Source organism: uncultured Lactobacillus sp. (assembly GCF_945290125.1).
GTDB classification, from domain to species: domain Bacteria; phylum Bacillota; class Bacilli; order Lactobacillales; family Lactobacillaceae; genus Lactobacillus; species Lactobacillus rizhaonensis.
On the sequence record NZ_CALYQV010000008.1, the window covers coordinates 1 to 19,805 of the forward strand.

The 19,805-nt window shown below is 34.8% G+C and carries 23 protein-coding genes, 1 tRNA gene and 1 other annotated feature; of the genes, 16 read left to right on the forward strand and 8 right to left on the reverse strand.

Going from position 1 to position 19,805, the window contains the following annotated elements:
* On the forward strand, nt 1–342 hold a 342-nt coding region (locus Q0K80_RS02370; protein ID WP_294602605.1), incomplete at its 5' end, for a GNAT family N-acetyltransferase.
* Nucleotides 343–446: 104 nt separating this feature from the next.
* Here Q0K80_RS02370 and Q0K80_RS02375 read toward each other — a convergent pair.
* The gene (locus Q0K80_RS02375; protein ID WP_294602608.1) at nt 447–2,720 is read right to left on the reverse strand and encodes an HAD-IC family P-type ATPase; all 2,274 of its coding nucleotides are present in this window, start codon (nt 2,718–2,720) and stop codon (nt 447–449) included.
* A gap of 595 nt (nt 2,721–3,315) precedes the next feature.
* Between Q0K80_RS02375 and Q0K80_RS02380 the strand changes: the two genes are divergently transcribed.
* Entirely contained in the window at nt 3,316–3,681 is a 366-nt protein-coding gene (locus Q0K80_RS02380; RefSeq protein ID WP_294602611.1) for a hypothetical protein, read from the forward strand.
* A 71-nt stretch (nt 3,682–3,752) separates the two neighbouring features.
* Here the strand turns inward: Q0K80_RS02380 and eno are convergent, their stop codons facing one another.
* The gene (gene eno / locus Q0K80_RS02385) at nt 3,753–5,039 is read right to left on the reverse strand and encodes a phosphopyruvate hydratase (RefSeq protein ID WP_294602616.1); all 1,287 of its coding nucleotides are present in this window, start codon (nt 5,037–5,039) and stop codon (nt 3,753–3,755) included.
* A 243-nt stretch (nt 5,040–5,282) separates the two neighbouring features.
* Between eno and Q0K80_RS02390 the strand changes: the two genes are divergently transcribed.
* Nucleotides 5,283–6,113, forward strand: coding sequence for a DegV family protein (locus Q0K80_RS02390; RefSeq protein ID WP_294602619.1), 831 nt, complete (start codon nt 5,283–5,285; stop codon nt 6,111–6,113).
* A 110-nt stretch (nt 6,114–6,223) separates the two neighbouring features.
* Here Q0K80_RS02390 and Q0K80_RS02395 read toward each other — a convergent pair whose 3' ends face one another.
* On the reverse strand, nt 6,224–6,805 hold the full coding sequence (locus Q0K80_RS02395; RefSeq protein WP_294602620.1) for a phosphatase PAP2 family protein: 582 nt from the start codon (nt 6,803–6,805) through the stop codon (nt 6,224–6,226).
* Between the two features lie 236 nt (nt 6,806–7,041).
* On the opposite strand from Q0K80_RS02395, the gene Q0K80_RS02400 reads away from it, so the two are divergent.
* Entirely contained in the window at nt 7,042–7,962 is a 921-nt protein-coding gene (locus Q0K80_RS02400; RefSeq protein ID WP_294602622.1) for a hypothetical protein, read from the forward strand.
* 255 nt (nt 7,963–8,217) lie between these two features.
* Here Q0K80_RS02400 and Q0K80_RS02405 read toward each other — a convergent pair.
* Nucleotides 8,218–8,307 (reverse strand) — tRNA-Ser (locus Q0K80_RS02405).
* 213 nt (nt 8,308–8,520) lie between these two features.
* Between Q0K80_RS02405 and Q0K80_RS02410 the strand changes: the two genes are divergently transcribed.
* Nucleotides 8,521–9,228, forward strand: coding sequence for an AzlC family ABC transporter permease (locus tag Q0K80_RS02410; protein ID WP_294602623.1), 708 nt, complete (start codon nt 8,521–8,523; stop codon nt 9,226–9,228).
* Nucleotides 9,215–9,538 (forward strand): AzlD domain-containing protein, encoded by a 324-nt coding sequence (locus tag Q0K80_RS02415; RefSeq protein ID WP_294602624.1) that lies wholly within the window; start codon nt 9,215–9,217, stop codon nt 9,536–9,538. Before Q0K80_RS02410 ends, Q0K80_RS02415 begins: the two co-directional genes overlap by 14 nt.
* Before the next feature lie 66 nt (nt 9,539–9,604).
* Here the strand turns inward: Q0K80_RS02415 and Q0K80_RS02420 are convergent, their stop codons facing one another.
* Nucleotides 9,605–9,958 carry a MerR family transcriptional regulator gene (locus Q0K80_RS02420; RefSeq protein ID WP_365934858.1) on the reverse strand — a complete coding sequence of 118 codons (354 nt, stop codon included), beginning with the start codon at nt 9,956–9,958 and terminating at the stop codon, nt 9,605–9,607.
* A gap of 108 nt (nt 9,959–10,066) precedes the next feature.
* Between Q0K80_RS02420 and Q0K80_RS02425 the strand changes: the two genes are divergently transcribed.
* The 3 genes from Q0K80_RS02425 to pnuC all read left to right on the forward strand — a co-directional run bounded on the left by Q0K80_RS02425 (nt 10,067) and on the right by pnuC (nt 12,813).
* Nucleotides 10,067–10,474 (forward strand): carboxymuconolactone decarboxylase family protein, encoded by a 408-nt coding sequence (locus tag Q0K80_RS02425; RefSeq protein ID WP_294602626.1) that lies wholly within the window; start codon nt 10,067–10,069, stop codon nt 10,472–10,474.
* A gap of 316 nt (nt 10,475–10,790) precedes the next feature.
* Nucleotides 10,791–11,957 (forward strand): cation:proton antiporter, encoded by a 1,167-nt coding sequence (locus Q0K80_RS02430; RefSeq protein WP_294602628.1) that lies wholly within the window; start codon nt 10,791–10,793, stop codon nt 11,955–11,957.
* 142 nt (nt 11,958–12,099) lie between these two features.
* Entirely contained in the window at nt 12,100–12,813 is a 714-nt protein-coding gene (pnuC, locus tag Q0K80_RS02435) for a nicotinamide riboside transporter PnuC (RefSeq protein WP_294602630.1), read from the forward strand.
* Nucleotides 12,814–12,846: 33 nt separating this feature from the next.
* Here the strand turns inward: pnuC and Q0K80_RS02440 are convergent, their stop codons facing one another.
* A complete protein-coding gene (locus Q0K80_RS02440) occupies nt 12,847–13,179 on the reverse strand; it encodes a TipAS antibiotic-recognition domain-containing protein (RefSeq protein WP_365934862.1) in 333 nt (110 codons plus the stop codon).
* A 140-nt stretch (nt 13,180–13,319) separates the two neighbouring features.
* Between Q0K80_RS02440 and Q0K80_RS02445 the strand changes: the two genes are divergently transcribed.
* The 5 genes from Q0K80_RS02445 to Q0K80_RS02465 all read left to right on the forward strand — a co-directional run bounded on the left by Q0K80_RS02445 (nt 13,320) and on the right by Q0K80_RS02465 (nt 16,987).
* Nucleotides 13,320–13,829 carry a dihydrofolate reductase gene (locus tag Q0K80_RS02445; RefSeq protein WP_294602633.1) on the forward strand — a complete coding sequence of 170 codons (510 nt, stop codon included), beginning with the start codon at nt 13,320–13,322 and terminating at the stop codon, nt 13,827–13,829.
* Nucleotide 13,830: 1 nt separating this feature from the next.
* Complete coding sequence (locus Q0K80_RS02450) at nt 13,831–14,034, forward strand: hypothetical protein (protein WP_294602635.1); 204 nt, start codon at nt 13,831–13,833, stop codon at nt 14,032–14,034.
* A 43-nt stretch (nt 14,035–14,077) separates the two neighbouring features.
* Nucleotides 14,078–14,316, forward strand: a binding site (T-box leader).
* A 41-nt stretch (nt 14,317–14,357) separates the two neighbouring features.
* The gene (locus Q0K80_RS02455; protein ID WP_294602725.1) at nt 14,358–15,209 is read left to right on the forward strand and encodes a MetQ/NlpA family ABC transporter substrate-binding protein; all 852 of its coding nucleotides are present in this window, start codon (nt 14,358–14,360) and stop codon (nt 15,207–15,209) included.
* 19 nt (nt 15,210–15,228) lie between these two features.
* A complete protein-coding gene (locus Q0K80_RS02460; RefSeq protein ID WP_294602636.1) occupies nt 15,229–16,293 on the forward strand; it encodes a methionine ABC transporter ATP-binding protein in 1,065 nt (354 codons plus the stop codon).
* Complete coding sequence (locus tag Q0K80_RS02465) at nt 16,286–16,987, forward strand: methionine ABC transporter permease (protein ID WP_294602637.1); 702 nt, start codon at nt 16,286–16,288, stop codon at nt 16,985–16,987. The genes Q0K80_RS02460 and Q0K80_RS02465 overlap by 8 nt, the downstream gene beginning before the upstream one ends.
* Before the next feature lie 61 nt (nt 16,988–17,048).
* Here Q0K80_RS02465 and Q0K80_RS02470 read toward each other — a convergent pair whose 3' ends face one another.
* On the reverse strand, nt 17,049–17,330 hold the full coding sequence (locus Q0K80_RS02470; protein ID WP_122026131.1) for an HU family DNA-binding protein: 282 nt from the start codon (nt 17,328–17,330) through the stop codon (nt 17,049–17,051).
* Nucleotides 17,331–17,490: 160 nt separating this feature from the next.
* Nucleotides 17,491–18,351 carry a glycosyltransferase family 8 protein gene (locus Q0K80_RS02475; protein WP_294602639.1) on the reverse strand — a complete coding sequence of 287 codons (861 nt, stop codon included), beginning with the start codon at nt 18,349–18,351 and terminating at the stop codon, nt 17,491–17,493.
* 208 nt (nt 18,352–18,559) lie between these two features.
* Between Q0K80_RS02475 and Q0K80_RS02480 the strand changes: the two genes are divergently transcribed.
* Nucleotides 18,560–19,195 carry an SLAP domain-containing protein gene (locus tag Q0K80_RS02480; RefSeq protein WP_294602641.1) on the forward strand — a complete coding sequence of 212 codons (636 nt, stop codon included), beginning with the start codon at nt 18,560–18,562 and terminating at the stop codon, nt 19,193–19,195.
* 63 nt (nt 19,196–19,258) lie between these two features.
* Nucleotides 19,259–19,741 carry a nitroreductase family protein gene (locus tag Q0K80_RS02485; RefSeq protein ID WP_294602643.1) on the forward strand — a complete coding sequence of 161 codons (483 nt, stop codon included), beginning with the start codon at nt 19,259–19,261 and terminating at the stop codon, nt 19,739–19,741.
* The last annotated feature ends 64 nt before the right edge of the window (nt 19,742–19,805 follow it).

Consider the following 19,805-nt stretch of genomic DNA (forward strand, 5'->3'; position numbering starts at 1 on the left):
CAGGAAACAGTTGGTGCTATTGCCATAGTGGACGGACCAGACCATGTTTATGATCATTTGGATGGCAAATGGTTGTCTGATACTAATAAATATGTGGTTATTCACCGCGTGGCAATTCATTCTCAGCATTCTGGTAAAGGCTATGCTACCGAGCTGTTACAGGCTGTTATCAATGATATCAAAAACAACAGGGACGATATTGACTCAATCAGAATTGATACTCACGAAGACAATAAAGCCATGCAACATTTGATTGCAAAGATGGGTTTTTCTAAAGTAGGTTATTTGCATGGCGCTTACCGTCCTAACGAAACCTCATTCGTTTATGAACTAATTAAGTAAAAGAAAAAATTGTTATCAAATATCACAATAGCAATCTATTCTAAAAATAAAAACCTGATAATGGAGTTTTTTCCATCACCAGGTTTTTATTTGCTTTTATTTAATTAGCGATTCTTCATAATTGGTTGGTAAAAGAGATCAATCACTATGGCAGCCACTAGGGCAACAACAAAAGTGAGTAGTAAATTCATCCAGCTAATTTTCGTCATAGCAATACCCAGTAAAGCTAATATTACGGTTAATAAGACATCAGCTAGTTGGGTTAAGCCAACAGCTTTAGAAGGATAATCCTGCCAGAAAAACTTTTTAGTCCTGGTGATTAGGACGATGAACATTGCACTGAGAACTAAATAAACATAAACCATTGTTGATATTGTACCGTGGCTCCAGCCATGAGTATTGAGATAAGCAATACCTGCTATTCCAATTACGGTCCAGCCGAAAGCTAATGAAAAAGCAATTTTAGCCAATTTAGCCATGTTCCAATTTTCAGGTTTATAGGTGATATGAGTTCTGTCAGTACCGATCATCATCGTCACCATATTATTCATAATAGTATAAATAACCATGGCGTTTAGTGCCATCGGAATATAATTGAAGAATAAATAACCAAAGGTCAAGAGCATGGTTAGTTGTGCAGTTCTGGCCAGTTTGGTTAAGGACCAAGTCGTCATTCTTTGATAAACTCTGTGTCCAGCATCAAGTATTTTTACTATCGAAGATAAGCCATCATTTAAAAGAACCATTTTGCCTGATCTTTTTGCGACATCTGCCGCATTCGAAACGGCAATTCCAACCTCTGCTTGTTTTAAGGCGGGCGAGTCATTAACACCGTCACCCGTCATCCCCACAATATAGCCCTGCTTTTGAAAGAATTTAACCATGCGCAATTTATCTTCTGGTAAAACATCTGCAATTCCAGCCAGTTTACTGGTATCAGTTTGATCAGTAAAATCATGAATAGAAATTACTTCACCTTGCAGGTCAACCTGTTTAGCAACTGCAACAGCCGTTTTTTGGTTATCGCCAGTTAACATAATCGGCTTCACGCCACGTTTTTTGAGTTCACCTAAGGCTTCTTTAGAATCAGATCTCACCATATCTTGCAAGATGAAAACACCGGCTAATCTATCATCAATTAATAAAGCGACTGAACGACCGGCACTAAAATCAACTTCCTTAGCTTTTTCGTTCGCATTTCTATCAATTAATGATAGTTGTTTAAAAGAGCCAAGTTTAATATTATGACCGTTGCAATTTGCCATTGAATAGCCAGTACTAGATGTAAAAGGAGTAAAGTCCGAACCTGATTTGACAGTTAGGCCCTGCTTTTTTATGTATTCAGCAATCGCAGTGTCTATTAACTTTTTATTTCTTTGATCTGTAGCAGCCGAAGCTAATTCTAGAGCCTCATTATCACTAAATGAGCTGAAATTTGTCCATTGACCAACCGCTGTTTTATTTTCGGTAATGGTTCCCGTTTTATCCAGCAAAATTAGATTAAGATTTGCGGCATCTTGAATTCCAGTTAAATCTGAAGTTAATACTCCTTCTTTACTAAGACGAGTAGCTTCAAATGAATTAGAAAGTGCAAACGTAGAGGGCATGGCAACAGGAATTGAAGCTATAAACATCATTGCCAAAAACGGCAACATATTAATCAGGTTATTGATATCCCCTCCCTTGAAGAAGGAAGCAACAATAATTATTAAAGTTAAAATCCCATCAAGAATACACAAATAATAAATAATTTTAGTAAGTAATTGTTGCAGATGTCCCGGAGCAGCGGAATTATTAATTAAATTAATTGTTTTACCGGACCGAGAATTGGCTCCGGTAGCTGTAACAACAGCAAGGCCATTGCCTTCCGTAACGGTGGTACCGGCATAGGCTGTATCTTGCGGATCTTTCCGAACGGTTCTGGCTTCACCCGTGATTGAGCTTTCATCGGTAGAAACTTGACCATCCATCAGTTTTACATCTGCCGCCAAAACATCTCCAGCTTGCATACTGATTAAATCTCCTGGGACTAAATATTTAGAGTCAGTATTTTGCCATTGACCATCCCTTTGAACAGAAATAGTAGGAGTCAATTTGTGCGAGATATTATTTAAAACGCGTCTTGACTGCTTTTTCTTGGAAGCTCCGTTCCAAGCAGCGAAAAGAAGCATTAAAAGAACGAATAGAGATTGTATCCATTTGCCCAAAACACATTCCAAAAGTAGGGCAGCTTCGAGAATCCAGGCTGATAAATTCCACAACTTGGATAAAAACTCTTTAAAAAAATTGAACTGGGGTTCCGGTACCTCATTTAAGCCATTTTTTTGCAAAAGTTTATCTGCTTGGGCCTGAGTTAAACCAGTGATTTTTTCCGACATAATTTTACTTCCTTAGTTTTAATACTTTAATTAAAGTAGCATAAAAAGACCGCTTTTGCTATAAATTTATACCCAATTTTGTTTTAAAAAATCCCAAAATAGTGTACACTAGGTATAGTAGCGTATTAGTACACTTCTCTTAAACAATTATAATTATTCCAAAGTCTGTCGGATGTATGCAGTTATACCTAATTTAATCAGGTGAGTCCCATGTCCTTTAAAAAGATACTTTTAGTTTCATTGCTAACAATTACAGCTTTCTTTTGTTTTCCTTTTTTATTCATAATGAAATTTTGGATTACTTTAACCCTGCGCTTCCGGAAACCAAAAGTTATGCTCAAAGTTATGCTCAAAGACCGCAAAATGTTCAACAATATTATAACGTGCAAGCATACGATTCAAACTGGAAGTTAAGCATCCCTATAAAATAACCAGGTTAGGAAGATATAATAATTGATTATAGAGGCCAGTATGTTAAGAAAATTCAATACGTTTCTAAAAAAGAATTTTTAAAAGTTGTAAATAAATAGAAATTCTATCGATTTTAGTGCAGCAGTAAATAAACTTGTTTATATTCAAATATTGAACGAAGAGTATGGGTTTAGGCAGGCAGAAAGGAAATACCATGTTTGAAAAAATGTTAGTACCACTATATGTTTGTTTTTTAATCATCACTAACCAAATTCCTTTAAACCATAATTCATGGACTGATAGAGCAGATCCCTCAATTTACGAAGCTATAAGTTATGCGAAAGTTCCGGGTAATACCCAAGAATATCTAAATGTTCAAGCAATAAATCCAGAGACTGGTAAAAAATTACCATATAAAATCAAGAGAGTGGGCGGTTATGAACCAGGTAGGCAATATATAAGGATTGACCACAAAGGTCAGTATGTCAGAAAGATTGATTATATTTCCAAAACCACTTACCTAAAGGCAATTAAACAAGATAATGAGTAATCACTTTGTTATTAGCTAAAAAAGGCACAAAAAAAGTCTGCAATGATTGCAGACTTTTTTAAATTGATAAATTAATCTTTATCAACGCTGTCTGGGAAGGTAGCTAAACGCTCGCCTTCGCCAAGTTCTTCTTCGATTTCAAGTAAACGGTTGTACTTTTCAACACGCTCTGAACGAGCTGGAGCACCAGTCTTCAATTGACCACCGTTAACGGCAACGGCAAAGTCAGCGATAAATGTATCACCAGTTTCACCAGAACGGTGAGAAATCATGGTGTTGTAACCATTCTTACGTGAAAGACGAATAGTTTCCAAAGTTTCAGTAACAGTACCAATTTGGTTTAACTTAATCAATGAAGCGTTACCGGCACCTTCCTTAATAGCTTTAGTCAAAAGCTTAGGGTTAGTACAAATGAAGTCATCCAAAACAATTTGAATTCTGTCTTTGTGGCTTTGAGTAAATTTAATCATGCCGTTAACATCATTTTCATCGTATGGATCTTCAATTGAGATTAACTCTGGGAATTCGTCAAGTAACTTGTCGTAGTATTGAGCTAACTCTTCATCGTTAAATACTTTACCTTCGAAGTGGTACTTGCCGTCTTCTTTGTTGTAGAAGTAAGAAGCAGCACAGTCACAAGCTATGGCAATGTCTTCACCAGGCTTGTAACCAGCCTTAACGATAGCGTCGTGTAAAGCTTGTAAAGCTTCTTCAGAGTTCTTCATGTTAGGAGCGAAACCACCTTCGTCACCGAGGCCAGTTTCGTAACCCATGTCTTCAAGAACTTTCTTCAAAGTGTGGTAAGTGTTAACAATCTTTTCAAAACCATCACGGAATGAAGTCTTCTTAACTGGGGTAATCATGAATTCTTGTACATCAATACCGTTGTCTGCGTGCTCACCACCGTTAATAACGTTGTGGAAAGTTTGTGGCATTTCAAGGTCAGTACCGCCAAGGTATCTGTACAAAGGTTGGTGACTGTCTTTAGCAGCTGCATCAGCAGTAGCCATTGACACACCTAAAATGGCATTAGCACCAAGTTCAGCCTTGTTTGGTGTACCATCTAATTCGATCATAACACGGTCGATATTAGCTTGGTCGTGTGGGTCTAATCCCTTTAAAGCTTCAGCAATCTTAGTATTAACATTGTTAACTGCTTTAGAAACACCTTTACCACCAACACGGTCGCCGCCATCACGTAATTCAACTGCTTCGTTTTCACCAGTTGAAGCACCTGATGGAACTTCAGCCTTACCTACGACACCGTTTGAAAGAGTAACAAAAGCTTCTACAGTTGGGTTACCACGTGAATCATAGATTTCCAGTGCATGAACATTTTCAATGACTGATTTTAACATCTAAAAACCTCCTAAATAATAAATGCTGTACTATTTTGTGTAAGTACATACATTAGTGGAGCACAAGCTCCATATCTACATCACAAATTTTAGCCTAAGTTTGTGATTATGTAAACATTTGTAAACGATTTCTAATGTTAAAAAATATTAAAAATATTTTTGTCGTTTTTTTTGCAGGTTTGATTTATTATTTAGCTATATATTTTTTAAAAAGGATAGTTTATTTCTATAAGGATATAAGATATGGATAAAGTAAAGTTAATAATCGACTCTGGTTCAAACGATAGAATGAATGATGATTTAACTGTCGTACCCCTAACAATGATCATTGCTGGAAAAGATTTTGTTGATGACGAAAATCTTGACATTGATAGTTTTATTGCTAGTATGGAAAAAAATACCGAAGAAGGTAAGACATCATGTCCTAGTATCAATCAATGGCTAAATGCTTTAAAGGGATCAGATTTAGCGATCATTATGACGATTACTAGCGGTTTAAGCGGAAGCTTTTCATCTGCATTTCAGGCAAAACAAATTTATGAAAAAGATCATCCTGGAAGTCATGTGCTTGTAGTTGATTCCAGAACGGCCGGACCAGAAATTTCTGTTATTTTGCGAGAAATTGAAAGGTTAGTTAATAGTAAGACCCGTTTTGTAGACTTAGAGCAAAAAATTTCAGATTACAAGACGCATACACATTTACTTGTTGTATTAAAGTCGCTCCATAATTTGGCCCTAAATGGTCGAATAAACATGGCTGTTGCCAAAGTAGCAAAAGTTTTAAATATTGATGTGGTTGGCACCGCCAGTGATGAGGGTAAATTAGAGCCATTATCAAAAGTTAGAGGGATAAAGCGTGCTTTTAAAGAAATTCTGAAATTAATGGCTGAAATGAAATACCAAGGAGGCCGTTTGATCATAGATCATTGTAAAAATGAAAAAGATGCCCAAACGTTAAAAGAAAAAATTTTAGCAAGTTACCCCCAAGCAGAAATAGTAATTCGTTCAATGAGAGGACTGTGTACCTTTTATGCCGAAGAGGGAAGCTTAATGATAGGCTTTGATGATTTGTGATTTTTCAATAGAAGAAAGTGTGCCATTTTTTTAAAATTAAATTTTGTGTAATATCGAAATAATTTAACGTATCAAAAAATAGCTCTAACTTTTTAGTTCAGGGCTGTTTTTTAAATGATCATTAGTAATAATTGTTGAGAAATGCTAAAACAGAAAACTGCAAGCGATGTTGCTCCGATAATGTCTGAGGGGAAATGGGCTTTAAGGCTAATACGGGAAATGACCACCATTAGCCAAATTATCAGCAAAATCCAAAGCAGCCTGTTTCCTAGTTGTCCCGCAAAAAGATGCCAGATAATTAAAGCCATGACAGTACTTCCTAAAACATGACCACTAGGGAAACTATAGCCATCTTCTAAATCTGAGTGCAGAATTGGACGTTTTCTGCGCATCCACTTTTTCAAAAAAATCCCAATTAAATCGGTAAAGCCTAATGTAAATAAGGCCCAGAACGCAAGTAAATTTTCATTGTTGCTAATTAAAAAACTTGCCAGAAATACATCCAACACAATCAGCAGTTTTGGGTCGTTAATAAATGCAATTATTTGCCAACCAATGCCATCACGTCTTCTAATCAGTTTGTGATGCAGCCAGTGATCGAATAGATTAAAACGCCGTGAATTTCTGACATTAAAGATAAGTAGTATTAGTATTAGAGCAGATAACGTTGCTAGCCAAAAATTAATATTCAAAACACATCCCTACCTATAACTTATATTCGTTTGTATTTTAACAGCAACAAGGCAAAGGATAAAAATTAAAATCTACTCTTGAGTAAAACTTAATATTTGTAATTTAAAGGAAATTCAGAATCTGAGTTTTTATCAAAACCAGTTTTAGTAAGGTAATTATTTTAAAAGAAAGCTTGACTTTAATTAAAACCAACTTAAAATTATTATCAAGTTAGAGCGTAATTTAGGAGGAAAAAATGAATAATAATCACACTTCTAAGCAAGAGACTGTGGGTAAAGCTATACGTGATATTGCTCACCATGAACATAACTTTGCTTTAGCTGATAATTCTACAAATCATATTGGTGATCTCGTTGTTTATGGCAACCTTTATCTTTTTACAATTTTATTTTCTGTTATTTGGTTTGACTGGCTATTTGTATTGTTAGCTATTGTTGCAATCATTAGCGTAATTCGTTACCAAAACTTCTTGCGACACAAGGTTAATTCCCAAAAAATGACATCGTTTTTCGTAAATACTAGTTTGATATCAACCGGAGTGAGGTCTTTTGTAATAGGGAACGCACCATTACTAGCTCTTAGTATGCATACTAAGGGAAGATTTAACCTCTTTATTTCTTTGCTAGTTGGCTTATTTACGGCTTTGATTGGAATAACTTGTCGGTATCATTACCTGACTAATCATCAAGTCATTGACAGGCAAAAGGAATCACTAAGAAAGACCTGCAAAAATGTTATTCACTTTAGTGTTAATAGTTGCAAAAAGGGTTATGTCAGCCACGGCTTTTTCTTTGATATTGCATGTGGTTTTGCACTTTTGGCAAATTATTTTTCATATAAAGAATTCATCTTAGTTATATTTGAAGCCTGGCAATTTGTTTTAATTACTATTTTAATAATATTGGGTACAGTTCAATTTCAAAGATTTTTACACAATAAAGTTGTTACAAATAATATAAGTAAAGAATTTAAGTGGGGTACTTTATTAATGACGGCTGCCCGCGGCTATCTGATAGCCATTGCACCATGGGTTGCAGTGTGTCTGTTCACGGGCAATTCAATCAATTGGTTAGCAGCAAACTTGTTAGGAGCATTGGTTGCAATATTTGGCCTAGGATTGCAATACAAATATTTACATAAAGTCAGAGTCTTTTAATTATAAGACTAAGTTTGGATAATTTTAACAGTTGTGACGCTGATACAAAGAGAAGCCAGTAAAAGTAATTTCTTTCGCTGGCTTTTTTTTTAATACCGAAAGCAGATTTGGTTATAAAGCTTGATTCTATTCATTTGCTCTTTTTCAGAAGGATTTGAAAAAAGACTTTATTTTTTTAAATTAGAACTTGGACACCTTTGGAATACTTCTTCCGCATAAAAGCCTGTAATAGCAGCAATTACAGAGCAAAATAAAAGGAGAGTACAGGATTTGAACCTGCGCGCCAAGGAAAAACTTGGTTCGCCGGATTTCGAGTCCGGTGCATTACCACTCTGCCAACTCTCCGTAACGAATAACATTATACCTTATCTAAAATTTTTTTCAACTTGTTGTTTATTAATAAAACTGGTTAATAGTCAGTATTCTGCAGTTTTTTAGTTATCGTGCAATGAAAAAGATAATGTTGTAAAAAATAATAATAAATGTTAAGCTACAAATTAATTTAAAATTAACTTATTTAACATTTTATTTAGACAGCTTACAGAAAAGGGTGCAACAATGGATGGTTACCTAACTAAAAAATCAGCATTTAAAGAAGCACTTCCTACTATATTTGGCTACATTGGCATCAGTATAGCTTTCGGAATTATTGGTAAAGCAAGTGGCTTTTCTATAATCGAAGTATCTTTAATGTCTCTTATTATTTACGCTGGTTCGGTTCAGCTTACAACTCTCAATATGCTAGTTGCGGGTAGTCCTATAGTATCAATTGTATTAGCGGCTTTTTTAGTTAATTCACGAGTAATCCTAATGAGCACAACCGTCGCAGGCTACTTAAAACAAGAAAATTTAAAAAGAAATATCCTGATAGGAACTTTTCTCACTGATGAGAGTTTTGCTCTCGGTATGAATAAAATAAATTACACAAATGGTAAGTTAAACTTTACCTGGTTTAATACTGTCAATATTATTTCTTATTTAACTTGGCAAGCTGGAACACTTCTCGGTGCAATATTAGGCGGTTTTATAACAGATCCTAAAAAGTTAGGTCTGGATTTTGCCATTGTAGCAATGTTTATCGGTCTACTTTATTTACAAGTGCTGGGTGACAAAAATCTTAATAAGGTATTACAAATAATTGTTGTATTAATATCTTTTGCGTTGACCTACTTATTGACCATTGTTTTGCCCGCTAATTTAGTAGTAATAGTTGTTACTTTGATCGGCTGCAGTTTAGGAATGGTGCTCAAACATGTCTTCTTCTAAATATATTTTAATAACGATTGTTTTATGTGGAGTGACCACTTTACTTTCAAGAGTGATACCATTTGTTTTATTAAAAAAATTCTCATTGCCGCCAAAGTTGGTCGAATTTTTCTCTTTTGTTCCCATAGTAATTATGGCCGCACTCTGGTTCAGTAATTTAATTATAGCTAGGCCAGGTCATTTGCCTGAATTTAATTGGCAGTATGTTCTAGCATCCCTGCCAACCTTTGTAGCCGCAGTCATTAGTAAGTCTCTATTAGTCATTGTGATATTGGGAATGATTTCCCTAGCGGTTCTGCGTTTAATTTAAAAACAGATTATAGGACGATATGATCCCCGAAAATGAAGTGCAACTAAAAAGTTAGACATTTTATTATTAAGCAAGACCTAACGCACGATTCCGATATTTAATCGGAGTCGTGTATTTTAGTTTGTTTGATCTTCTGATATGGTTGAACCAGTAAACGTAATCGCACAGTACTGCCTGCATTTCTCTAATGCTCATGCCTGTCTTTTTTAAGCATGAGATAAAACTGATCCAAGCTACATCTTTTTCGCTATAAACCCGGCGATTGTTCTCATCTCGCTTTGGGAAAAGTAATTTTTGCCTTTCATAATAGCGTAATGTGTCAATTGGAAAACCACTAAGTTCTGAAAATTGACCAATTGAATACTTCATCGAATTTCCTTTCAGAAATAATTTTGATTGCAGTAAATAGTATATCGTCATATTTTATTACTTCACAATTTTTTGAAAAGTAGTTGACATGGACTATACTCCAGCAATTATTCTGAAACTTGTTAAATATTAAAAAAACAGAATGAAAAGGAGAAAACCATGACAAACGATGAACGCTATCAAAAGGGTCTGGAAAATTTAGAGAAAGTGGACAGGGAAGGAGGCCAGTCAGGTATTGACTCACTTGCTGGCTTATCAGAAGATGTGGGGCGCTACATTATTGAATTTGCTTTCGGTGACATCTATGACCGGAAAGTTTTAGATTTGAAGCAAAGAGAAATGATAACCATCACAACTTTGCTGACGCAGGGTGACACTGAACCCCAATTGAATGTTCATATTAATGGCGCCATTAACGTCGGTTTAACACCAGAAGAGATAATTGAAACCTTTATTCAAACAATTCCGTATGTCGGATTTCCTAAAGTCCTGAATGCGATTAATGTTGCAAAACAAGTTTTTAAAGACCGCGGAATTGATTTCACCAAGTCTCATAAAAGTAAATGAGCCATCATGTCAACTATGTGGTTTGGCAATTTATTCATAGCTCAACTAGTACGATTACCCAAGGTAAACTTTTGTTTTTAATTGCTTCATTACCACCAGAGATAGCGGCAATAATTAGTAAGTCTTTGCTAGTGATGGTAATTGTAGGAGTAATTTCTTTAACAGTCCTACACTTAATTTAGAAAATTTAAGTTAAAAATGGTAGAATATTAATATTATAAATATTTTGGTTGGAGTTTAAGGCTTTCAAGAATTGTTCTTTGGTTTGGGTTGCCAAGGCAATATTTGAAGGCCTTTTTTGCTGGAGAAAGCGGGAATGCAAATGAGATTTTTAGGTATGCTGAGCGTTATTTTATTAGCCACGTTAATTGGAGGACAATTTAGTGCCAGATTAAAATTACCGGCAGTTGTTGGTGAATTGCTGGCTGGAATAATAGTTGGTCCTGCAGTTCTTAATCTTGTGCAACCCACAGGAATCATAAAGGTATTTTCCGATATTGGGGTAATTCTTTTAATGTTTTTAGCTGGTCTTGACAGTGATCTGAAAACTTTAAAAAAGTTACTACGTCCCAGTGTCTTGGTAGCAGGATTCGGTATGATCGTACCAATCATCATTGCATACATGACGGGCATTCTTTTCACATTTTCACAAGCGGAAAGTTTATTTTTAGGCTTAACGTTTTCAGCCACCTCCGTTTCGATTTCAGTTGCGGTTCTGCAGGAAATGGGGCGCTTAGAAGGAAAAGAGGGCATGACAATTCTGGGCGCTGCAGTAGCAGATGATCTGCTCTCAATACTACTATTGAGCATTGTTAGTGGACTGACGGGTGTATCTGAACCCGGCTTAAATAAAGGCACTGATTTAATTATAAGCCTGCTGATCCAAGCAGCATTTCTCATCTTCTTAGTTTTCGTTAGTGTTTATATTTTACCCCGGTTGATCATGTTAAGTCAGCGTCTGACACTGCCGGTCCCAGAGACATTAGTGGCAATGATTATTGTAGTATTGGCTTCTTGGGGAGTTGAGAAGGTAGGTCTTAGTAACGTGATTGGAGCCTTTTTTGCCGGACTGGCATTGAATCGTACTTCAGCGCAAAAAACTCTCAAAAAGAATTTTAGGGTAATTGGCTACAGCAGTTTTATTCCCATCTTTTTTGCTAGTATTGGATTGGACATGAGTATTAAAGGCATTCTAAAGGACTTTATTTTATTTTTCGTCTTGGTAATTGGCAGTGTTTTTTCAAAATTGGTGGGTGCGGGGTTAGGAGCAAAACTAGCTGGTTTCAATAATTCTAGTTCTTTATTAGTTGGAACCGGGATGGTTTCGCGTGGTGAAATGGCTCTTGTGGTTGCGCAAATGGGCTTAACCAACTATTTACTTGCGCCTGCGGCTTATTCTACTGTAATCGGAGCAATCATTATGACCACTGTAGTCTCGCCCTTTCTCTTAAAATGGTCAATAGCAAAAATGACGCAGAAGTAACAAAACCCCAAAATACCAATTATTACGGCTATAATCATTTGCCAGGCCTTCTAGTCAAATCTCTTAAAATTGCTTAAAAGTTATGATAAGATGGAAAACATATTTTTTATTGTTAAATTTAAGCAGAAGGTAGGAAGGTCGAATGAAAGTTCAGCCAGGTGCTGAAATCTTTAAATTAAGATGGTATATTAAGCAAATGCGGGGTTGGAGCTTTAAAACCTATTTATTATTAATGTTGGGAATAGGCATTATCATTGGTGCTACTGTGGCATCGCCCATCAGTCAAATTTCTTTGTTAACGATGATTGCTGCTATTCTGGGCTTTACGTGTACACTTGCTATCACTAACGCTAGGCAAATTAACGGCATCTTGGGTTTAGTTTCTGCTGCAATTTATATTATAATTTCAGTCTATGCAAAAAATTATGCTAACGTGATCTTGCAAACTATTTATATTCTGTTATTGGATCTGCCAGTCTTAATGTTGCCGTCATGGTCTAAAGATACGGAAAAACATATTCATGGTTTAACGCTGAAAAAATGGCTTATGACAATTAGCTTTTTTACTATAGTTTTAGCTTTACTTTATCTGCTGGACACCAAAATATTTATTAGTCCACGTCCTGTAATTGATGCAACCGCGGGTGCAATAGGGATTACCGGTTCGCTTCTTTGCATGTTGCATTTTCGCGAACAGTATTACTTTTGGACTGTTCAAGGAATTTTATCAATTATTTTATGGGGAGTTACTGCCTTTCAAGGTGACGCTAATCTTACATTATTTTTAACGTATATTTTGTATTTAACTAATGATTTACTTGCTTTTACTGATAAGCATGTTCACTGGTTTCATTAACAAAAAAGAAGTTTTGTTTGCACAAGACTTCTTTTATTTTTCCAAGTGGTTTTTCACAGTTTTACTTAAGATTTTGGTTGCACCTTTACCGGCTTTATCATCATAATAGGATTGATAGCGTGTATCATTATCATAGGCATTAACAATAGCCAGGTGAATTTTGGTAGAATAATTTGGCATGATAATCTGCAGCCATTTCTGGTGATTTTTAAAAATAGCAGTACTTAAATCTTTTTCTTGCGTGGGATCTTTAACAACTTCTTGCAAATCTCGTACAAGATTTGCTTCTGTTTCTTTCATTTTATGATATTTTTCTTCAGTTAGTTGATTTTTTTCAGCCATATTTTCCTCCAACGAATTATTCAAATACTTAAATTACTATAGCAACAAAATAAGTAAAAATCACATAAAAATAGGTATAATTTAATTCCAAATAATTGGTAAAGTTAAGCAGATGCTAAGAAATCCGCTAACTAGAGCGCTATAATAAAGAGAGAGGCGAATTAATGATCATTTTTGTTTGGGCAGAAGATCAAAAACACCAAATTGGTATAGATGGACATTTACCTTGGAAACTGCCTGCAGATCTACACCACTTTAAAAAAATCACTTATGGTCATCCAATTATCATGAGTCGTAAAACTTTCATGAGCTTGCCTCATCTTTTGCCCGGGCGCAAACACATAGTTTTGACGACCAGTTTGACGTTAAAAAATAAATATCGTAATAATAAACAGGTTTCAATTATTAAATCAGTCAAAGAATTACAAGACTGGATCAACAAGCATAAACAGCAAAATCTCTGTGTGATAGGTGGTAATTCGGTTTTTAACGCTTTAAAAAATCAGGTAGATTGTTTAGAAAAAACTGAAATAATAGCAACCTTTAAAGCTGATGTCACAATGACAAAAATTAATTATGATGACTTCATTTTAGTAAAAAAAGAATTTCATCAGCCTGATAATCTTAATCTGTATTCATATGAATTTCAGACATTTATGAGAAAGGAGAAATAACATGAAACAAGTTATTACTTCAACGATTGTTTTTATAATCTGCATTATGACCTTGATTAGCAGTTTTTTTCTCGCAGAAAATTTTAATCACAATTATTGGTGGCAAGTAATTGGCATGGCCGTTGTCACTTTTGTTGTTGGACAAGATTTTTTCGCAATAATAAAATCCTACCAAACGACCAAAAATAATTTATTTTTTGGTTGACAGAATATTTTTTCAATGTTAAATTAATAAACAATTAAATAATTAATACATCTTGAAAAGCAGAGTAGCTAAAATCTTGCTAATAAAGAGAGCTGACGTTTGGTGAGAGTCAGTTAGCAAAATTTAGTGAACATGGGCTTGAAATGATGACTGCTGGTGATATTTAGCTAGTGGCGGAATTGCATCCGTTATAATTGCAAGCTATTGTTAGATAGCTGTTGAGGTTTATTACGTGAGTAATAGACAAATTAAAGGTGGTAACGCGAAGCACTCGTCCTTATTTGAGGAAGAGTGCTTTTTTATTGAAAAATTGGGAGGTTTTTCTGATGACAAAAAAGAGTCGCAATATAATTATTGGAGTGATTGCAGCAATTATAATTGTTGCTGTCGGCTGGTTTAGTTTTGGTAAAAAAAGTGGTGACCAAAAGAGTAATCACGTAGTTACTGTAGGTATAGTTAGTGAAACAAAACCAAAACAAATTATTTGGAACAAAGCTGCAAAATTAGCTAAAGAAAAATATGGAGTAACAATCAAGATAAAAAACTTTACTGATTATAATCAGCCTAACAAGGCAGTTAAAAGTGGCGATATCGACCTTAATTCATTTCAACACTATGCATTTTTGAAAGCGTGGAACAAAGCAAATCACGGTGGTGTAGTTGCAATTGGTCGAACTGAAATTAACCCTATTAGACTATATTCTAAGAAGTACCACAAATTGAGTGAAATTCCTAATGGAGCAACTATAGCTGTGCCAAATGATGCAAGTAATGAATCTCGTGCACTCTTTGTTCTCAAAAATGCTGGTCTGATTAAGTTACGTAAAGGAAAAATTTTAGTTTCCGCTGCTGACGTAATTAAAACTTCTAAAAATATTAAAGTTAAAGAAGTTAGTGCCGATCAATGTGGTCGAGTAATTAATTCAGTTGATGCCGCTGTTGTTAATAATGACTTTGCAGGTCCTGCTGGTCTAGGTAAGAAACAGACAATTTTTGTTGAACCTGTTAACAAGGATTCTCTGCAATGGGTAAACATCATTTGTGCAAAGAAAGGCCAGGAAAAGAATAAGGATTACCAGGCAGTTGTAAAGGCATATCAAACAGCTGAAACTAAGCGTCTAGACAAAAAGTTTTATGGTGATATGAGTAAACCTGCTTGGGACGTTAAGTTTTAATGATCGGAGAAGATTGTAAATGGGTATTATTGATTTAGATCACGTTAGTGTGGATTTCCCTAGTAAAGAAGGCAAAATTGTTCAGGCTGTTCATAATGTTAGCTTAACAGTTGAAAAGGGTGATATCTATGGCATTGTAGGCTTTTCCGGTGCAGGTAAGTCTACACTGGTTAGAACAGTCAATCTTTTACAAAAACCAACTGCAGGCAATATTAAGGTTAATGGTACTGACTTTGTCAAAGATGGTAAACAAGTAATTGCTAATAAGGATTTACAACTAGCTCGCAGAAAAATCGGCATGATTTTTCAAAATTTCAACCTATTAAATGAAATTAGCGTAGTTGACAACGTGTCTTTTGCCCTGAAGCATTCCGGATTAAAAGAAAAAGAAATTAAAGAAAAGTCATTAAAATTGTTAGACCTGGTAGATTTAAAAGATAAAGCTAACTTTTACCCAGCTCAACTTTCAGGAGGTCAGCAACAAAGAGTTGCGATTGCCAGGGCTTTAGCAAATGAACCAGATATTTTGATTTCTGATGAAGCTACGAGTGCGCTTGACCCTCAAAATACATTGCAAATTTTAACTTTATTAAAGAAGCTACAAAAAGATCTCAACCTAACTATCGTACTGATCACTCATGAAATGGCTGCAGTCAAAAAAATCTGTAATAAAGTTGCGTTGATGCAATCTGGTCAGGTGATCGAAAATGGCAATCTCCGCGAAGTAGTCTTGCATCCGAAAAAAGATTTGACTAAGAGTTTTGTTGGTGGTTCGTTGGAAGTTATTAATACTCTGAGGTCTCTTAAAATCAACAAATTAGATGACGATAATGAAGCTATTTATCAACTTGTTTATAGTATGGCTAACGTTACTAAAACTATCATTATTGATTTATACCGTAAAGTTGGGGTTGAAGCTAGTATGCTATATGGTAACGTAGAACTGCTTGATGATGAGCCAATCGGAACTCTGCTTGTTCAAGTTAAAGGTGATAAGACTAAACAGCAAGAAACAGTAGATTATTTAAAAAAAGAAAAAGTCGCTGTTACTCGTTTGAACGAAAAGGGGGATCTTTATGAGTAGTTGGTTTAGCAGAGTTTTTCCCAATGTTGTGCAACTGGGCTGGCTAGGTGATACTGGTTGGGGAACCAGCATTTTTCAAACATTATATATGACTTTTTGGTCTGGAATATTTGGGGGAATTTTAGGTTTAATATTCGGTGTAATTTTAGTTCTGACCAAAAGTGATGGAATTAGGCCTAATAAATTCTGGTTCAATGTTTGCGATAAAATTGTCTCAATTTTTCGTGCTATTCCGTTTATAATCTTACTAGCATTTATAGCACCCGTTACTCAAAAAATTGTCGGAACTCAGATTGGTATAAAAGCGGCTCTGGTTCCATTAACATTGGGCGTTTTTCCTTTTTATGCCCGTCAAGTTCAAGTGGCTTTAGAAAGCGTTGATCATGGTAAAATTGAAGCAGCACAGAGCTTGGGCGCTACGATTTGGGATATTATTTTTAGTGTTTATTTAAATGAAGCGAGATCAGAACTTGCTCGTGTTTCTACCGTTACAATTATTAGTTTAATTGGTTTGACAGCAATGGCTGGAGCCATTGGTGCAGGTGGCTTGGGTAATACAGCAATTTCATATGGATATAATCGCTTTAACAACGATGTAACACTCGTTGCAACGGTACTAGTTATCATTTTGATATTTATCGTTCAAGTGATCGGTGACTTTTTCGCTAAGCAATTAAATCATCAAAGTCGCTAATAAATAAAAAAATAAAAACAACGAGGCGAACTCGTTGTTTTTTTCGTACTTAACTATAGAACTATTTAACTGCGTCTTTCAAAGCTTTACCAGGTTTAAACGCAGGAACCTTAGTTGCAGGAATGGTTAAAGTTTCGCCAGTTTGTGGGTTTCTACCTTTTCTAGCTGCACGATTACGTACTTCAAAAGAACCAAAACCTATAATTTGTACTTTTTCACCTTTAGCCAAGTTATCCTTGATTGATCCGATTAAAGCATCGATGACTTTTTCAGCCACGTTTTGCTTAAGTTCTGCTTTTGCTGCAACCTCTTTTGTAAGTTCAGATTTGTTAATTGAAGCCATAATTCTTCTCTTTTCTATAAAAATTATACATATTCAATGCTGTTAAATAGTTCGTATTTTTTCTATACTAATCCACCTAAAGCATTGTGTCGCTTGATATCCGGCAACTTTTATTATTTTAGCACAGATAATGCTACCTTCAATAGTAAAAAGCTAAATGTTAACTTAATTTTTGCTGTTCTAACAAGCGGTTGACCATTTGCAGATAGTTCAAATAGAGAGGCTTGAAGCGAGAATGTTTTTCTTTTTGCCAAGGCTTGGGTTTACCACAAAAATGTAGAATTGAAGTATTTTTCATGACCCATTCTGTGTTAATTTCACCAGTACTTCTGGTCAAGTAAACTGAAAAAGCTCTTGCATCATAGTTCCAACGTGTTTCAGGAATTTTGAGTATCTCCTCGCCATATAAGTAGTTTAGAATATCTTGATCAGGCAAAATCAAAGTATCATGATGTTGTTCAATTGCCTGAGTAATATCTTCAATTTTGATCTTTTTTCTCATTTGGTCCAAATCCATTAGCATTATTCCAGAGTTAAAGTATCCAGTTGAGGTCCCAAGTCTGATATTATTGATTGAACTCATAATATCTGTTAGACCCTCGTGAACCGAGGCAGCAAACATTTTACCTTTAAGATCTAATTGCCATAATGGCACTACTGAGTTTATAACTAATATGTCTGGATCGAGGTAAATAATTCTATGTAAGTCTGAAGGTAAAATTCTGCTTGAAAGTAGTCTAAAGTACATTTCCTTGGGGTAATCATGCAAATTTAACAATGAATTCGGGAATTTGATCTTTTTATTCATAGTTAAGGTTGATACTTTAATTCTGATTTTTGTGCCAAACTTTTTAAGTTTATTTAGAGCATGTTGATCAATATTGTCATAAATTAACCATACGTGGAACTCCTCAGTCATATTGTTCAGTCTGAGGGAATACATCATCACTTCAAGTGGCTTGATGTAGTTTTGATCAATAGTAACCAATATTTCGATCGGTTCTTTTAGAGGATTATTCATAAAGTCTTCCTTTACCAGTTTCTTGTTTATTTTCACTATTTATTAGTATAAAGCAAAACATGTTAAGATACCTCATAATATAAGTTGTAAAAATAACTTAGTGTGAAAACCTCATAACAATATTACTTCTCTTAGATTTTGCAAAAGAAATTATTTATTCAAAGTAGTAGAATGTATATAAATAAAGTTTTAACAAAGAGGTGTTAACATGAAGAAAAAATTATTGCTAAGTTTAACTGGAATTACTGCTTTAGTATTAGGACTATCCGTCAGTAAACCAGTCGTAGCTGCAACTTCGTCAATTCAAGGACAAAATCCTTCTACAACTAAAGAAACAAATACTGCAAATCAAAGTGACAGTAATAAGGAGCAAACTAGCTCAAACGATACATCTGCAGCTGGTAGTTCCTTCAAAAATACTAATAATTTAAGTAAAGTTTTAAAGTATTTGCAAAAAAGCGTCATATTAAAAAAGCCAGCATATATTTATGATAATAAAGGCAAAAAGATAAAAAATAAAAAACTGAAAAAAGGAACAATTGTATATGTTTCTGGCCTTAATACTGCTAAAAGACGCAGCTTTTTACAAATAAGTACTAAAGGTAAGAAAAAACAATATATTAAACCAGGAAATGTTAAGATCCTTAAAATTAAAGTTTATAAAGTTAAGACAAACGCCAAAGTTTACGACAAAAAGGGTAGACTAGTGGTCAAAGGAAATAAATATGCGTTTGTTAAAAAAGGAGTAAAGATTCCCGTCTATTACCTGAAGAAAATTAACGGACAAAAATTTGCTGGAATTTCTAAAACTCAATTTCTAAGATGGTCTGATTTAGTTCATTAAACTAAGTAAAAATTGCTTTATAATAGTGGTAGTCAGAGAATTGATAGTAAGAGGTACTAAAAAATGACTGATGCAGTTTTAAAAAGAGTAGCTATTAGGAAATATACGGCTGAAAAAGTCTCTGAAGAAGACATAAAAACATTAATTGCAGCGTTTCAAGCTTCTCCTTGTGGTATGCACCAAGCTGATGTAATGCAGATGACAGTGGTGGAAGATGAGAACTTATTATCTGAAGTAGAACAAGTGACAGACAATGCCTGTTACAATGCACCTTTATTGTTTATTATTAATGTTAAAAAAGGTAATGAATTTGGTGAAAGAGACGCTTCAGTTGCAGCAGAAAATTTGATGGTAGAGGCAGCAGAACTCAATTTGGGTTCGGTTTATCTAATGAACGCAGCTAGTGTGCTTAATTCTGCTGAAGATTTAGAAAAGAAATTGGAAGTTCCTGAGAATTTTGAGACCAGTGTCATTGTAGCCTGTGGCCATGCTGCAGAGCAGCCAAATGATGACAGATCAAATAGATATAAAGTTATTAGAAAATAACTGCTTTGAAGACTTAATATTAAAAGCTGTAGTCCAAATTTTAAATAATGTGGCTGCAGTTTTT

Bases quoted from the DNA above. Each gene is read 5' to 3' on its own strand.
- Q0K80_RS02375 (WP_294602608.1), bottom strand. From the start codon at position 2,720: ATGTCGGAAAAAATCACTGGTTTAACTCAGGCCCAAGCAGATAAACTT.
- Q0K80_RS02380 (WP_294602611.1), top strand. From the start codon at position 3,316: ATGGGTTTAGGCAGGCAGAAAGGAAATACCATGTTTGAAAAAATGTTA.
- eno (WP_294602616.1), bottom strand. From the start codon at position 5,039: ATGTTAAAATCAGTCATTGAAAATGTTCATGCACTGGAAATCTATGAT.
- Q0K80_RS02390 (WP_294602619.1), top strand. From the start codon at position 5,283: ATGGATAAAGTAAAGTTAATAATCGACTCTGGTTCAAACGATAGAATG.
- Q0K80_RS02400 (WP_294602622.1), top strand. From the start codon at position 7,042: ATGAATAATAATCACACTTCTAAGCAAGAGACTGTGGGTAAAGCTATA.
- Q0K80_RS02410 (WP_294602623.1), top strand. From the start codon at position 8,521: ATGGATGGTTACCTAACTAAAAAATCAGCATTTAAAGAAGCACTTCCT.
- Q0K80_RS02415 (WP_294602624.1), top strand. From the start codon at position 9,215: ATGTCTTCTTCTAAATATATTTTAATAACGATTGTTTTATGTGGAGTG.
- Q0K80_RS02420 (WP_365934858.1), bottom strand. From the start codon at position 9,958: ATGACGATATACTATTTACTGCAATCAAAATTATTTCTGAAAGGAAAT.
- Q0K80_RS02425 (WP_294602626.1), top strand. From the start codon at position 10,067: ATGACAAACGATGAACGCTATCAAAAGGGTCTGGAAAATTTAGAGAAA.
- Q0K80_RS02430 (WP_294602628.1), top strand. From the start codon at position 10,791: ATGCAAATGAGATTTTTAGGTATGCTGAGCGTTATTTTATTAGCCACG.
- pnuC (WP_294602630.1), top strand. From the start codon at position 12,100: ATGAAAGTTCAGCCAGGTGCTGAAATCTTTAAATTAAGATGGTATATT.
- Q0K80_RS02445 (WP_294602633.1), top strand. From the start codon at position 13,320: ATGATCATTTTTGTTTGGGCAGAAGATCAAAAACACCAAATTGGTATA.
- Q0K80_RS02450 (WP_294602635.1), top strand. From the start codon at position 13,831: ATGAAACAAGTTATTACTTCAACGATTGTTTTTATAATCTGCATTATG.
- Q0K80_RS02460 (WP_294602636.1), top strand. From the start codon at position 15,229: ATGGGTATTATTGATTTAGATCACGTTAGTGTGGATTTCCCTAGTAAA.
- Q0K80_RS02465 (WP_294602637.1), top strand. From the start codon at position 16,286: ATGAGTAGTTGGTTTAGCAGAGTTTTTCCCAATGTTGTGCAACTGGGC.
- Q0K80_RS02470 (WP_122026131.1), bottom strand. From the start codon at position 17,330: ATGGCTTCAATTAACAAATCTGAACTTACAAAAGAGGTTGCAGCAAAA.
- Q0K80_RS02475 (WP_294602639.1), bottom strand. From the start codon at position 18,351: ATGAATAATCCTCTAAAAGAACCGATCGAAATATTGGTTACTATTGAT.
- Q0K80_RS02480 (WP_294602641.1), top strand. From the start codon at position 18,560: ATGAAGAAAAAATTATTGCTAAGTTTAACTGGAATTACTGCTTTAGTA.
- Q0K80_RS02485 (WP_294602643.1), top strand. From the start codon at position 19,259: ATGACTGATGCAGTTTTAAAAAGAGTAGCTATTAGGAAATATACGGCT.